11 protein-coding genes and 1 pseudogene are annotated in these 13,039 nt (G+C 66.6%); 6 read left to right on the top strand and 6 right to left on the bottom strand.

Features of this window, described 5'->3' with window-relative positions:
- Window positions 1–35: 35 nt before the first annotated feature.
- The 4 genes from B5X90_RS18640 to B5X90_RS18655 all read left to right on the top strand — a co-directional run bounded on the left by B5X90_RS18640 (window position 36) and on the right by B5X90_RS18655 (window position 4,129).
- Window positions 36–1,373, top strand: a complete 1,338-nt coding sequence (locus B5X90_RS18640; RefSeq protein ID WP_079555414.1) for an MFS transporter — start codon at window positions 36–38, stop codon at window positions 1,371–1,373.
- A gap of 90 nt (window positions 1,374–1,463) precedes the next feature.
- The gene (locus tag B5X90_RS18645) at window positions 1,464–2,345 is read left to right on the top strand and encodes a transketolase (RefSeq protein ID WP_372702899.1); all 882 of its coding nucleotides are present in this window, start codon (window positions 1,464–1,466) and stop codon (window positions 2,343–2,345) included.
- Window positions 2,342–3,334 carry a transketolase family protein gene (locus B5X90_RS18650; protein ID WP_079555416.1) on the top strand — a complete coding sequence of 331 codons (993 nt, stop codon included), beginning with the start codon at window positions 2,342–2,344 and terminating at the stop codon, window positions 3,332–3,334. Before B5X90_RS18645 ends, B5X90_RS18650 begins: the two co-directional genes overlap by 4 nt.
- A gap of 135 nt (window positions 3,335–3,469) precedes the next feature.
- Window positions 3,470–4,129, top strand: a complete 660-nt coding sequence (locus tag B5X90_RS18655; protein WP_079555417.1) for a GntR family transcriptional regulator — start codon at window positions 3,470–3,472, stop codon at window positions 4,127–4,129.
- Window positions 4,130–4,135: 6 nt separating this feature from the next.
- Here B5X90_RS18655 and B5X90_RS18660 read toward each other — a convergent pair whose 3' ends face one another.
- The 4 genes from B5X90_RS18660 to B5X90_RS18675 all read right to left on the bottom strand — a co-directional run bounded on the left by B5X90_RS18660 (window position 4,136) and on the right by B5X90_RS18675 (window position 8,187).
- Window positions 4,136–4,915, bottom strand: coding sequence for an SDR family NAD(P)-dependent oxidoreductase (locus B5X90_RS18660; RefSeq protein ID WP_079555418.1), 780 nt, complete (start codon window positions 4,913–4,915; stop codon window positions 4,136–4,138).
- Between the two features lie 91 nt (window positions 4,916–5,006).
- Entirely contained in the window at window positions 5,007–6,644 is a 1,638-nt protein-coding gene (locus B5X90_RS18665) for a DUF4389 domain-containing protein (protein ID WP_079555419.1), read from the bottom strand.
- A 155-nt stretch (window positions 6,645–6,799) separates the two neighbouring features.
- Window positions 6,800–7,855 carry a zinc-dependent alcohol dehydrogenase family protein gene (locus tag B5X90_RS18670; RefSeq protein ID WP_079555420.1) on the bottom strand — a complete coding sequence of 352 codons (1,056 nt, stop codon included), beginning with the start codon at window positions 7,853–7,855 and terminating at the stop codon, window positions 6,800–6,802.
- Complete coding sequence (locus tag B5X90_RS18675) at window positions 7,852–8,187, bottom strand: hypothetical protein (protein WP_143264814.1); 336 nt, start codon at window positions 8,185–8,187, stop codon at window positions 7,852–7,854. Before B5X90_RS18675 ends, B5X90_RS18670 begins: the two co-directional genes overlap by 4 nt.
- 247 nt (window positions 8,188–8,434) lie before the next feature.
- On the opposite strand from B5X90_RS18675, the gene B5X90_RS18680 reads away from it, so the two are divergent.
- Entirely contained in the window at window positions 8,435–9,949 is a 1,515-nt protein-coding gene (locus B5X90_RS18680) for an amidohydrolase (protein WP_179129207.1), read from the top strand.
- On the opposite strand, the gene B5X90_RS18685 is transcribed toward B5X90_RS18680, so the two are convergent.
- On the bottom strand, window positions 9,946–10,455 hold the full coding sequence (locus B5X90_RS18685; protein WP_079555422.1) for a hypothetical protein: 510 nt from the start codon (window positions 10,453–10,455) through the stop codon (window positions 9,946–9,948). The genes B5X90_RS18680 and B5X90_RS18685 overlap by 4 nt on opposite strands.
- A 72-nt stretch (window positions 10,456–10,527) precedes the next feature.
- A complete protein-coding gene (locus B5X90_RS18690; RefSeq protein ID WP_256860328.1) occupies window positions 10,528–12,249 on the bottom strand; it encodes a serine hydrolase in 1,722 nt (573 codons plus the stop codon).
- A gap of 327 nt (window positions 12,250–12,576) precedes the next feature.
- Here B5X90_RS18690 and B5X90_RS18695 point away from each other — a divergent pair.
- Window positions 12,577–13,039, top strand: a pseudogene (locus tag B5X90_RS18695) (HNH endonuclease); the annotation flags it as partial.

A 13,039-nucleotide genomic window follows, 5' to 3' on the forward strand; every position in this document is an offset into this window, starting at 1 on the left:
GGAAGCGTCGGCAGCTCTCTTCGAAAGGGATTGACATGAGCAACGAAGCTCTGACCATGCGGGGCCCAGTGCACGGCACCAGGGAAGCGAAACGGGTCGCGCTCGGCTCCAGCGTCGGCGCCGTCATCGAAACCTATGACTTCATCGGCTTCGGCACGGCGGCTGCCCTGTACTTCGGTACGGCCTTCTTCCCCACCGGCGATCCCGTGACCGGAACCCTGGCTGCCTTCGCCACCCTGGGTGTCGGCTTCGCGGCCCGCCCGATCGGCGGCATCATCGGCGGGCACCTCGGGGACAAGGTCGGCCGCAAGCCGGTCCTGGTGGCCTCCCTGATCCTCATGGGCATCGCCACTTTCGTCATCGGCCTGCTCCCCACCTACGCCCAGGTGGGTCTGTTGGCTCCGGCTCTGCTGGTGTTCGTCCGCATCATCCAGGGTCTGGCCTTCGGCGCAGAGTGGGGCGGCGCCATCCTCATGAGCTACGAACACGCACCCTGGAAATCGAAGGGAAAGTACACCGGCATGGTTCAGGCCGGCTTCCCGGTCGGGCTGTTGCTGGCCAACCTCGTGTTCCTCTTCAGTGTCCAGCTCGGCGGCGAACTTGCCTGGCGCATTCCCTTCCTCGCCAGCATCGTGCTGGTCGTTGTCGGCCTGATCATCCGCTCCAAGGTCCCCGAATCCCCCGTCTTCGACGAGGTCAAGGACAGTGGCGACATCGTCAAGTCGCCCATCACAGAGGTCCTGAAGACCGACTGGCGCAACATCGTCAAGGGCATCGGCCTGCGCATCGCCGAGACCGCCGGCTACGCCGTGTCCATCACGTACATGATTTCCTACCTGAACAGCCAGCACCTGGCCGACAAGTCCCAGACGCTCGTGGCCTTGTGCATCGCCTCCGCAATCGGCATCTTCGCCACCCAGGCCTGGGCACGGCTGACGGACAGGATCGGCCGGCGCCCGCTCTACATCTGGTCCTGCGCCTTCGCCGTGGCCTTCGCGGTGCCGATGTTCCTGCTGGTCAACACCGGACTGTTCATCTTCATCATCGCCACTCTCGTGATCTCCTACGCCGTCTGCCAGAACTCCCTGGCCGGCGCCCAGGGCCCGTGGTTCCCGGAGCTGTTCCAGGCCAAGACCCGCGCCTCCGGAGCCTCGCTGGCCTACCAGATCTCGGCCATGGTCTCAGGGTTCACCCCGTTCATCACCACATTGCTCTTCGTCAGCTTCGGCTGGATGGGACCGGCACTGCTCTTCGGCACCTACGCCGCCATCGGCCTGTGGGCCGCCGTCGCCACCCGTGAAACCTGGGGCAAGCGCGAACGTGAACTCGCGGATCAGGCCACCAAAAGCACCCCCACCCATGTGAGCGCGTAGAAACGCACCGCCCCGGAAGCCGTCGAAGGCCTCCCGCAGCAGCTCGTCACGTCATATTTGAAAGGCAGAATCGTGGTTTCAACACAGGAAATAACCACCCGAGGCAAAGCCTCCGACGTCGAGGCAGAACGCCTGGCACGGGTCGAAGGAGCCGCCTACCGGATCCGCCGCCATGCCCTGAACATGGGCGAAGTCCAGGGCCAAGGCTACGTGGGCCAGGCCCTCGGCGCGGCCGATATGCTCGCCGCGGTTTACGCAGACCAGCTCCGGTTCCGGGCCGAGGATCCTGAGTGGGAGGACCGCGATCGGTTCCTGCTCTCCACTGGCCACTACGCGATCGGCCACTACGCGGCTCTCGCCGAGGCCGGAATCATCCCGGTCAAGGAACTGGAGACCTACGGCTCGGACGACTCCCGGCTGCCGATGTCTGGGATGTCCACCTACACCCCGGGCATGGAGATTTCCGGCGGCTCCCTCGGCCACGGCCTCTCGATCGCCGTCGGCGCCGCCCTGGGTCTGCGCTACCAGGGTTCGGGTTCCCGGGTCTATAACTTCCTCTCCGACGGCGAACTCGACGAGGGCTCCACGTGGGAGGCCGCGATGGGCGCCCACCACCACCGGCTCGGCAACCTCACCGCCATGGTGGACATCAACGCCCTGCAGGCCGACGGCAAGACCGACACCGTGCTGCGCACCGAGCCCGTCACCGAAAAGTGGCAGGCGTTTGGCTGGTACGCCCAGCGCGTGAACGGGAACGACGTCGGCGCGCTGCTGGCCGCGTTCGACAACGCAGCCGCCCAGGCGGCCGCCGTCGGACGTCCCTCCGTGATCCTCTGCGACACGAAGGTGGGCCGGGGCGTGCCGCTGCTCGAGGACCGCGAAAAAGCCCACTTCATGCGCATCGAAGAACACGAATGGCAGCTCTGCCGCGAGCAGCTGACCACAGGTTTCGAAGGAAAGGCCGCACGATGAGTACCGCAACAACACCGAAGCTGAAGACCTCGGCCATGATCGCCTCCTTCGCGGACCCGGGTCAGAAGACCGCGTCCGCGCCGTTCGGGCATGCCCTGGTCAAGGCCGCGCAGGAGAATGACAAGATCGTGGGACTGACCGCGGACCTGGGCAAGTACACGGACATGCACATTTTCGCCCAGGCCTTCCCGGAACGCTTCTTCCAGATGGGCATGGCCGAACAGCTGCTCTTCGGCGCCGCTGCCGGCCTGGCTGAGATCGGACTTGTCCCGTTCGCCTCGACGTACTCGGTGTTCGCTGCCCGGCGCGCCTACGATTTCCTGTGCCTGGATGCCGCCGAGCCAAACCTCAACGTCAATATCGTCGGCGGGCTCCCGGGGCTGACCACCGGGTACGGTCCAAGCCACCAGGCGACCGAGGACATGGCGATCTTCCGCGGGATGCCCAACCTGACCATCGTGGATCCCTGCGACTCGCTGGACATCGAGCAGGCGGTCCCGCAGTTGGCGGCCAGCGAGGGGCCCACATACTTGCGTCTGCTGCGCGGCAACGTCCCCACCGTGCTGGACGAGTACGACTACACGTTCGAACTCGGCAAGGCGAAAGTCCTGCGCGGCGGCCGTGACGTCGTCTTCATCTCCAGCGGGCTCATGACCATGCGGGCCCTCCAGGCGGCCGAGGCCCTGGCAGCGCACCACGTGGATGTCGCGGTCGTCCACGCGCCCACCATCAAGCCGTTCGACACCGCGACGGTCCTCGCCGAGCTGAACACCGACCGACTCGCGGTCACGCTGGAGAACCACAGTGTGGTGGGGGGCTTGTTCGAGACCGTGGCCTCGGCCGTGGTCACCGCGGGGCTGGGCAAACGGGTGGTGCCGGTGGCGCTGCCGGACGAATTCCTGGACGCGGGCGCACTGCCCACCCTGCACGAACGCTACGGCCTCTCGGTGCAGAGGGTCGTAGCCAAGGTGCTCGCCGAACTTGGCTGACGATGGCGCGGGGCCGGCAGTCGCCGGCTCCGCCCATGCCGTACCATCAACTGTTAACACACCAACTGTAAACAGTTGACCACTGAAACAGTTGACCGCTGACAAAAAGTTGACCGCTGAGCGTGAGGACTAACGATGGCCGGAGCAACAGCCCCGCTTCTCGGACTGGAAAAGAAGAGCCTCCGCGAGCAGGCGCTATCCGCCCTGCGCACGGCCATCACGAGCGGAGAGCTGGAGCCAGGGCGGCATCTGGTGGAGACCGAGCTCTCCGACATGCTCCAGATCAGTCGCGGAACACTGCGCGAGGCACTGCGTCAGCTGGAGCAAGAAGGACTGCTGTCGGCCGGACCGCGGGGCCGGCTGTCTGTGCGGCACCTGGACGGCAAGGAAATCCGGGACATCTTCGCTGTCCGGGCTGCGCTCGAATCGCTTGCGGTCCGGACACTGTGTGAGTTGCCGGACCGGACCTCCGTGATTGCATCCCTGCGCTCGGCCGTCGATGCCATGGCCGCGGCCGCCGAGGCCAGCCTGGAGGAACGGATTGAATCCGATCTGGAGTTCCACCGAACACTGTGCCGGCTCACCGGAAACGAGACCCTGCTGCACTCCTGGGAGTCTCTTGAGGGCTCCATTCGGATGTCCATCATGTTTGCCGGGATCGAGAGGGCCGTCAAGAACATGAGCGTGGACCGGCACCACGACATCGTCGCCGCGATCGAGACCGGCAACGCGACACTGGCCCGCACGACTGTCCTCGAACACATGGACGTCGCCGCAGCCAACCTGGTGGCCTGACCGGCCTCAGTAGTCCACGATCGCGCCGGCGGAGATGTTGACGGTCGCGTCCGTGATGGCCGCCGCCTTGTCCGAGACGATGAAGGAGGCCACGTTACCGACGTCCGTCAGCGTGGCCGTCCGGTTCAAATGCGCAGCCCTGGCAATCTCCACCACGATCTCGTCGCGGCCCTCGGCCTGCCACGGGATGGTTTCGATAATGCCGCCGGTGACCATGGTGACCACCCTGATGCCGTGTTTTCCCAGTTCCAGGGCCCACTGCCGGCGCAGTCCTTCCATCGCGTCGAGCGCCACCTTGAAACCCCCCAGGCCGGGGATCGTCTGCGGGCCCGAGCCGCCGAACATGAGCACGACGCCGGAGCGTTGCTTGACCATGTAGGCGGCGGCCGCGCGGGTGGTCAGGAAGTGCGTCCGCGCAGCCAGGGTGATGGGCTGGGTGAAGTCATCCACATCAATCTCCATGAGTGGCTGCTGGACGTCGCCGAATGAAATCACGTTGAAGGAGATGTCGATCCTCTTGCTCTTCTTCGCCACCCGGCTTACGAAGGCATCCACCTGCTCTTCGTCCAGGGCGTCGACGACGGCGGTTTCGGCTGTGCCGCCTGCCTCGCGAATGTCATTGGCTACTTTTTCCAGCCGCGATTCCGTCCTTCCGGCAATGTGCACTGTGGCGCCGTCGGCCGCTAAAGCCCTTGCCACCGCCCCGCCGACCGCCCCGCCGCCGCCGTAGATCAGGGCGGTCTTGCCGTGAAGCACGCCGTTTTCCGGAATCCCGATGTTCACCATGGTCGCCTGCCTAGTGCCGCGGAGTACGTGAATTCCCTCAACTATGTTCTTGCGGAGGGCGGGTGGCAAGAGGACCGGGCGCAGCGCGGCATCAGCTTCTGGGCAGCCCTCCGGGTCCGGTGGCTGGTCCAGGCCCAACGGGCCCGGGGGCGGGTCCTCCGGTTCCGAGCGCGGGTCCGGCGTATGCAGGCACCGGCAGTTCGGCCGGATCGACCGGACCCATATCAAGGTGGAACGGCGGATATTCGTCCCGCATGAGGGCAACGTAGGCGATGACGCGGTAGATCCAGCGGTTCAGGCCGAGCAGGAGGTCGAAGAGTCCCCGCTGGTACTGGCCCGTGAACAACAGGATCACGCCGGCGATGAGGACCAGCAGCCCCAAAAGAGAGATGCCCACACTTTGCTGCACCCACTCGCCGTCCCGGTACTCCCACGTCCTCGCGGTCCCCGTCAGCAGGCTGATAAGCAGCAGGTGTGGAATGGCCAGCAGCCACGATTTCACCAGCACCAGGCCGCGGGACAGCCTTTCGGGATAGTCGACGTCGAAATCCGCCGGGTAATCGGTGCGGGCCAGGGTGAAGGGGGGATAGGCGTCCGTGCCGATCGCGCTGAAGGCGTAGAAGGCCACACGCCAGTTCCAGCGGATCACGCCGACACTGAAATTAAACAGCGAGCGCGGGTAGCGTCCTGTGAACAGGATCGCGAACCACGCCACGATCGTGACCACTCCGAAGGCGAACCAGAGGATAAACAGGACGATCAAGTGCGGGATGGCCAGGAACCACTTCACGAGCCACATCCACCGTGACAGGTTCGGGTCGAGGTAGCCGTGGAGGCGGGCTGGGTACACATATGGGGTCGTAGCACCCGGAGCCATCGGATACGGACTCCCCGGCGGGGCAGCGTAGGCCGCCACGGCACCCGGCGGGGCCGCACTGTTCTGCCGGCCGGGCGTGGCCCTGGGCGGGTAGGGACCCGCGGGATACGGCTGGCCGGGCTGGGCCGGCAAGTGGCCGGGAGGGACACCGCTGCCCGTCCCGCCTTGGCCGGGGCTGCCACGGCCGAGTCCAACGGCGCCCAGCACTATCAGCGGCACGCCGATCAGCAGCATCACTAGTCCGCCGATCAGCAGGCCGATGAACACCGGCAGGAGCAGATCTGTCCGTGCCCCTGCCTGCAGATTCACGCTCACCGGAGAGGTCGCGTCGGCATTCATGACCACCACTGCCCAGGATCCGGAGCGGAGGTTCCAGGTCAGTTCCTGTTCCCCCGGGCCTGTGGCAGTCGCGGCCCAGAAGGTCTGCTGCGCCGGATTGGACGGGATCTGGGAGCCGGCCACTTCGCGGTACTGCGCACGGAAGGGGTTGAACCTGACGTCGACGATTTCGGTGCGCCGGACACCGGCCAGGTATGTCGCGACGTCGGCCCGCGGCGCAATCCCGATGAAGATTTCCTTGCCGGGATCGGTGGAGGAACCGCGGAGCAGCACACTGCCCGCAATGTCCATTGGAACGCCGTCGTCCACGCCGCCGCCGGTCATGAGGTCCAGCCGGGGGGTCGTCAGCGCGTAGGAGTTGCCCGAGAAAGGCGCCGACGGAGTGATGAAGTACCTGCCGTCACGTTGCTGGTAGTTGACCCAGCCCGCAAAGCCAGCGCCCGTCAGCAGTCCCAAACCGACCAGCGCGCACAGCGAGCCGATCACCAGCATGACAATCCGGCCTGCCTTCATGGCCGCCGTCCTTTCAGATGGTCCGTTTGCCACGCCCGGCCGGGCGTGGCTTCCGGAAGCTGGCGGCCCGGGCCGCTACCGCCCGAGCGAGATCACGAACGGCTTGGCTTCGTCGATCGCGCCGGCACTGCCGGCGCGGAGGACAACGAACGCTTTCATGCCGTGATTACAACTTTGAGGGCCTTCGTCTCCGCGGCGCGGGCGAAAGTGTCGTATGCCTCCATGAACTCGTCAAAGGTGAAGTGGTGGGTGGCGAAACTGTCCGCGGGGATCTTTTGCTGTGCCACGAGCTTGAGCAGCATGGGGGTGGTGTTGGTGTTCACCAGGCCCATGCTGATGTTGATGTTCCGGATCCAGAGGTCCTCGACGTGCAGTTCCACGGCTTTGCCGTGCACGCCCACGTTGGCCACGGTGCCGCCGGGACGCACGATGTCGGTGCACATCGTGAAGGTCGCCGGGACACCCACGGCCTCGATCGCCACGTCCACGCCCTGCCCGTCGGTCAGGAGCATGAGCTGCTCCTTCCAGTCGGCATCGGATGAGAGGACCACATCGGTGGCTCCGAATTCGCGGGATTTCTCGAGCCGGTTCGCGTCGAGGTCGACGGCGATGATCGTGGCGGCGCCGTAGAGTCCGGCGGTGGAGATCGCGGCAAGTCCCACGGGGCCCGCGCCGATGACGGCAACAGTGTCGCCGGGCTTGACCCGGCCGTACTGCACGCCGATCTCAAAGCCGGTGGGCAGGATGTCGGAGAGCATGACGGCCTGCTGGTCGCTGACTCCCTCAGGCAAGAGATGCAGGGAGTTCTCTGCGTAGGGTACGCGGACGAACTCGGCCTGGGTGCCGTCGATCAGATGTCCGAAAACCCAGCCGATGCCGGAGGTTCCCTCCTCCCCAAGGCAGTGGGAATACAGACCTGTCTTGCAGTTGGCGCAGTGCCCGCAGGACTTGATGCACGAAATGATGACGCGGTCCCCGACCTTGAGGCTGGTCACGGAGGCGCCGATCTCCGTGATGGTGCCGACCCCTTCGTGGCCCAGGATGCGGCCCTTGGTCACCGCGGGGACGTCGCCTTTGAGGATGTGCAGATCGGTCCCACAGATGGTGGTCGTGTCCACTTTGACGATCACATCGCTGGGATTCTGGATTGTGGGATCGGGGACCTCGGTCCACGATTTCTCCCCGGGACCGCCATAGACGAGGGCTTTCATACGTGCTCCTTGGTTTTGAGGATGACCAGCGGGTCCACGAGGCGCAGACGGCAGGGAGTCTCCGTGCCGTCGATCCCCGAATACAGCAACGAGGCGCGGGCACGCTCACGGAGTTCCTCGATCGCGGCGGCCGAGACCCGGGCGTGGGCGAGGTCGAGCACGAGTTCGAACGCGGGGAGCTTGCTCGTGACGCGGCGGCAAACGACATACAGTGCCCGCACGTTGGCTACGGTCACCACACCATGCACGTCGATTCGAGCTGTTTCATCGTCGGCGTTCAGGCGGATGAGCACCTTGAGTTTGGGGTCCCCCGAATGGTGATGGATACTCATGTGGCCGTGGTCTCCTGCCTTTTCCTGCTGAAGCCGGAAAGTGCAAAACGCCATTTCCTTCCCCAATTCGCGGTGAGACCCGTGCCGTATTGCGTGAAGTGGTTATTCGCTCAACACGGCCCCCAACTGGCCGTGCAGCAACCGCCCCACACAATTCAGCTTGGGGGGCGCTCGTGGCTGAGGTAAGGGGCGAAAGTCCCGTGTGCGCCTTTTGGGTCCTGCGGCGTCGCCCGCCTAGCCTTGTTCTATGTCTGATCCGCTCGATGCCCGCCGACCCCCGGACCTCGTGCTTGCCTCCGTGCGGCACCCCGGGGAGGAAATATGCCTCGACGTTCATCTTCGCGCCGGGGTGGTGTCGGCGATCATCCCGTCGCGCCGGGACTCGGGTGCGCTCCCCGCTGCAACCCGGGTGGTGGATCTGGAGGGCCGCTACGTCATTCCTGGGCTGTGGGACGAGCACGTCCATATGACGCAGTGGGCGCTGGCCTCCAACCGGCTTGACCTCTCGGGTGCCGGCTCGGCGCGCGAGGCAGCCGCCGTCGTCGGGGCCCATATCGCCGGGGCCGGAAACGGCGCCGGCGCTCCGGGTCCCGTCCAGACGCTGGTGGGCGTCGGTTTCCGCGATGCCATCTGGCCGGACCTGCCCAGCCTGGACCTCCTGGACGGCGTGACGCGCGGCCGGCCGACGGCGCTGATCAGCCACGACCTCCACAGTGTCTGGCTCAACTCCGCAGCGGCCCAACAGTACGGCGTGCCGGTGGATGCGGGCGGGCTGCTCCGGGAAGAACCGGCGTTCGACCTGACCCGGGAGCTCGGCCAGCTACCGGATGCGGTGGTGGACCCATGGGTCCGGCAGGCAGGTCAGGCTGCGGCCGCGCGGGGCGTGGTCGGGATCGTGGACTTCGAGATGACGTGGAACCCCGACGCCTGGCTGCGGAGGATCTCCGGCGGCTTCGCGGCCCTGCGGGTTGAGGCGGGCGTCTATCCGCAGGATCTGGACCGGGCCGTGGCCGAGGGACTGCGGACAGGTTTGGCGGTGGCCGGCGCAGGCGCGCTCCTGAGCGTGGGCCCCTTGAAGGTGCTGATCGATGGCTCACTCAATACCCGCACAGCCTACTGCGTTGACCCGTATCCGAACGGCGGCCACGGGCTGCTGACCGTGAGCGAGGCGGAGCTGCTCGCCCTGCTGGTCCGGGCGCGGCAGGTGGGTTTTGTGCCGGCGGTCCACGCGATCGGCGACGCGGCCAACCAAATCGCCTTGGATGCGTTTGAGGCGGCGGGCATCGGCGGACGGGTGGAGCATGCCCAGTTTGTCCGGAGCGAGGATTTCGCCCGCTTCGGCCTATTGGGCGTGACCGCGAGCGTCCAGCCTGCGCATGCCCTCGATGACCGGGACGCCGCCGAGGCCAACTGGCCGGGGCGCACGGACCGGTCCTTCCCGCTCCGTTCATTGCTGGCCGCCGGTGCAACTCTCGCCCTGGGCTCGGACGCACCTGTAGCTCCGCTGGATCCGTGGATTGCCATGTCCGCGGCCGCGGCGCGGGCCCGGCTGGATGGCCGCGGACCGTGGCATCCCGAGCAGGCCCTCACGCGGCAGGAGGCCCTCACGGCCTCGACCCGCGGTCGCGGCCGTCTCCGGGTCGGGGACCCCGCCGATATTGCAGTGCTCGACGGCGACCCGCTGACCGTGTCGGACGCGGAGTTTGCGGCGATGCCGGTGGCCGCCACGTTAGTGGCGGGACGGTTCACGTACGGCGGCTAAGCACCTTTGACGCGCGCCTGGACCAAGTTGGCGTACGGCAGGCGGCCGTACTCTTCGACGAATGCGGCATGGTACCGGGCTTCGGCCGCGTTGAGTTGCTCAACGGGCAACTCTTTCCACGCGATGATCAGGGACCCGGGCGCGGCGAGCTGCCAGATGAGCCGGCCGTCCCAGTGGCCCGGCGGCTTGCCCTCGCCGAAGTCGACGAATTCCTGGATTTGCCGGCGCAGTCCGCGGTTGCCCTTGCTTCCGGGGCCGGCTTTGCCTACAAAGAGGACATCGGCGCCGTCCACCCATTCGGCGTCGAGAGCTTCCGTCTTGAGGCTGGGGTTCTTCTTCTTGAAGATGCCGGCGGTGCTCCTGGCCAGGAACTGGGGCCGGAAGCCCTCGGGCCGCAGTACCGCGAAGATCCCGGGCTTCTGCGGGATCCGGTTGATGTCAAGGTCTTGGAGCGGACGGAAACCGGTGAAGCCATCCTGTTTCAGCGACTGTGTGTTGATGGGCATGGGTTCCTTGGATCGGGGCTCGCGGCGTTCCTTTGAAGCTTACGGAAGAAGCTCACTCTCTGAAGTCCGGGCTCAGCCGCGGGTGAAGGTGCCCAGCCCGGTCTGATCGTAGAAATCAAGCCTGACGCTCGAAGCCTTGCCGCCTCCGGCCGCGGCGCGCCCGCCAGGGGCGCTCGCGCCGGGGGCGAAGATGGCCCCGGCAAGACCGTTGGCGTTCTCGCCGATGGATTCAAAGCTGAAGGTGTCGCCGTCGAAATGAGTGAGCGGGAACTTGGTGGTCCTGCCGGCAGGGCCCAGCTCAAGGGTCAGCACGCCGCTCTCCACCGCGACGGTGAGCGGGCCGTAGTAGGAGTTCGCGTAACTGCCGACGTAGAAATCGTTGCCCTGCGCCGGTTTGGCCTGGGCCGGCGCCTTGGAGTAGTCGACTTTGGGCTTCTCCGCCTCATCGATCTTCTGGAAGACCCCCGAGGTGAATCCGATCCAGTCCACTGTCGGGGCGCCGTTCTGGGCCGTGTCCAGGAATGCGGCGCAGATGGCTTCGGGGATGCCCTGCGGCCGGCCATTGGTCAGGGCCACAATGCCCAGCTGCTCGCCGGGGAGCAGTGAGACGGCGGTCGCGGCACCAAGGTTGAAGGCTCCCGAGTGCCCAAGCATGAGCCGGGCGTGGTCGTCGTAGGAGACGTTCCAGCCCAAGCCGTAGAAGCGGGTGCGGGCGCCCGGCGTCGCCGGTGGGCCCGAGACGGCGTGCGGGACATGCGTGACGCCCAGCGCGTCCGGGTCGATAACCTCGCTTCCCTCAAAGCTGCCGTTGGCGAGCTGCAGGCGGATCCAGCGGGCCAGGTCGCGCACGGAGGAGCTGGCCCCGCCGGCGGGTGCTTCGGCGTCGGCATCCCGGGTGTACTTGGCCACCCAGGTCTTATTACCGGCGGGGACGTGGATCAGAGCCTTGTTCGTCGCCTTTTGGTAGTCCGCGTGGCGATAGCTCGTGGATGACATGCCCAAAGGCTTGAACAAGACTTCTTCGGCGAGGTCTGCCCAGGGCTTGTTCATGGCATCGGCGACAGCCTGTGCACCAGCCGTGTAGCCGAAGTTGCTGTAGTTGTAGCTCGAACGGAATGAGTCCAGCGGCTGCTGGTTGAGGTGGCTGAGAATGTAGGACTGGTCGAATCCAAGATCTTCCAACAGATCGCCCGCCCCCGTGCTGAGGCCGCCTTGATGTGACAACAGGTCGGCCGCTGTGGCGTTCCGCGTGACGTAGGGGTCCTTCAGGTCGAAGCCGGGGGTGTGGTTGATCACCGGTTCCGTCCAGGAGATGGCCTTGCGGCCCACGGCCACGGCCGCCACCGTGGAGGCCAAGGGCTTCGACACCGAGGCCAATTGAAAAACGGTATCCGCATCCACTGTCTCGGGCCTGCCCGATTCCCGCACGCCGAAGCCCTTGGCGTACACCATTTGGTCTTGGTAGACCACGGCCACGGCGACGCCGGGAACACCGGTACTCTCCATCACGCCCTGGACCATCCCGTCCAGCTTGGCCAAGGCCGCGTTGACCTTCTGTTGGTCCAGGAGCGGTTTGACCTGCGGTTCCGGCGCCGGAAGCAGAGACGCCGACGGCGTACCGGAGGCGCCAGAGGCACTGCTTCCGGCGCCCGCGGGGGCACCTTGGGCCGTGCAGGCGGCCAGCAGCGGCATGCACGCTATACCCGCGGCGCCGACGCCGACCGCTTTGAGTAACGAGCGGCGGTCCGAAGGCAGCGAGCTGATCCTCGTCGCGATAGATTCCCTCTGGTTCATGGACAATCCTCCGCCCGGTTCTGCTTGGGGCGCAGCGCTAACGCCCTCTCCCATGATGGACCCGCGCCCGTTTTTGAGACAGGGGCCGGGCGACCGAATGGGGGTCTTCGGACGCCGGGAACTCGCGGTCGCATCTCCACAACCGCCGACGACTCCCCAACCCCGCTGACCTAGCGACCTCCGTCTGGTTACCCCTATTAATGTCCGACCCCCGAAGGAGACTGGATTCATGGACGGCAATCAGGGGCCCGACGCGGTTCCGGCGGGACACGGCGACGGCGGCCTCGGCCGCGCCCGATCCTTCGCCGCCGCCGCTGCGGCGGGCCGCTGGCCGCCGTCCCTGCGGCCGCGGACAGTGCCCGGATCATCGACCGGATCCGGGAACTGGAAGACCAGAAATCCGCCGCGGCCGCGGAACAGGCCTGGCTCGCCGTCGCACTGGATCTGTCCCAGCGCCGCGAACAGGCCGCCGGGGTGCCCGCGGAGAAGCTCGGCGCCGGGGTCGGCGCGCAGATCACCCTGGCCCGGCGCGAATCCCCCGCCAGAGGCGGCCGGCTCCTCGGCCTGGCCAAAGCCCTCGTGACCGAAATGCCCCACACCCTCACCGCCCTGCAGACCGGGCAGCTCAACGAATGGCGCGCCACCCTGCTCGTGCGCGAAACCTCCTGCCTGGCCGCCGCCGACCGGGCCGCCGTCGACGCCGAACTCGCCGCCGACACCGGGACGTTCGCCGGGGCCGGTGACCGGTCCCTGACCGCGGCGGCCCGGGCCGCCGCGTACCGGCTGGACC

Source organism: Arthrobacter sp. 49Tsu3.1M3, assembly GCF_900168135.1.
Taxonomy (GTDB): Bacteria; Actinomycetota; Actinomycetes; order Actinomycetales; family Micrococcaceae; genus Arthrobacter.

Bases quoted from the DNA above. Each gene is read 5' to 3' on its own strand.
- B5X90_RS18640 (WP_079555414.1), top strand. From the start codon at position 36: ATGAGCAACGAAGCTCTGACCATGCGGGGCCCAGTGCACGGCACCAGG.
- B5X90_RS18655 (WP_079555417.1), top strand. From the start codon at position 3,470: ATGGCCGGAGCAACAGCCCCGCTTCTCGGACTGGAAAAGAAGAGCCTC.
- B5X90_RS18670 (WP_079555420.1), bottom strand. From the start codon at position 7,855: ATGAAAGCCCTCGTCTATGGCGGTCCCGGGGAGAAATCGTGGACCGAG.
- B5X90_RS18690 (WP_256860328.1), bottom strand. From the start codon at position 12,249: ATGAACCAGAGGGAATCTATCGCGACGAGGATCAGCTCGCTGCCTTCG.
- B5X90_RS18680 (WP_179129207.1), top strand. From the start codon at position 8,435: ATGTCTGATCCGCTCGATGCCCGCCGACCCCCGGACCTCGTGCTTGCC.
- B5X90_RS18685 (WP_079555422.1), bottom strand. From the start codon at position 10,455: ATGCCCATCAACACACAGTCGCTGAAACAGGATGGCTTCACCGGTTTC.
- B5X90_RS18650 (WP_079555416.1), top strand. From the start codon at position 2,342: ATGAGTACCGCAACAACACCGAAGCTGAAGACCTCGGCCATGATCGCC.
- B5X90_RS18675 (WP_143264814.1), bottom strand. From the start codon at position 8,187: ATGAGTATCCATCACCATTCGGGGGACCCCAAACTCAAGGTGCTCATC.
- B5X90_RS18665 (WP_079555419.1), bottom strand. From the start codon at position 6,644: ATGAAGGCAGGCCGGATTGTCATGCTGGTGATCGGCTCGCTGTGCGCG.
- B5X90_RS18660 (WP_079555418.1), bottom strand. From the start codon at position 4,915: ATGGTGAACATCGGGATTCCGGAAAACGGCGTGCTTCACGGCAAGACC.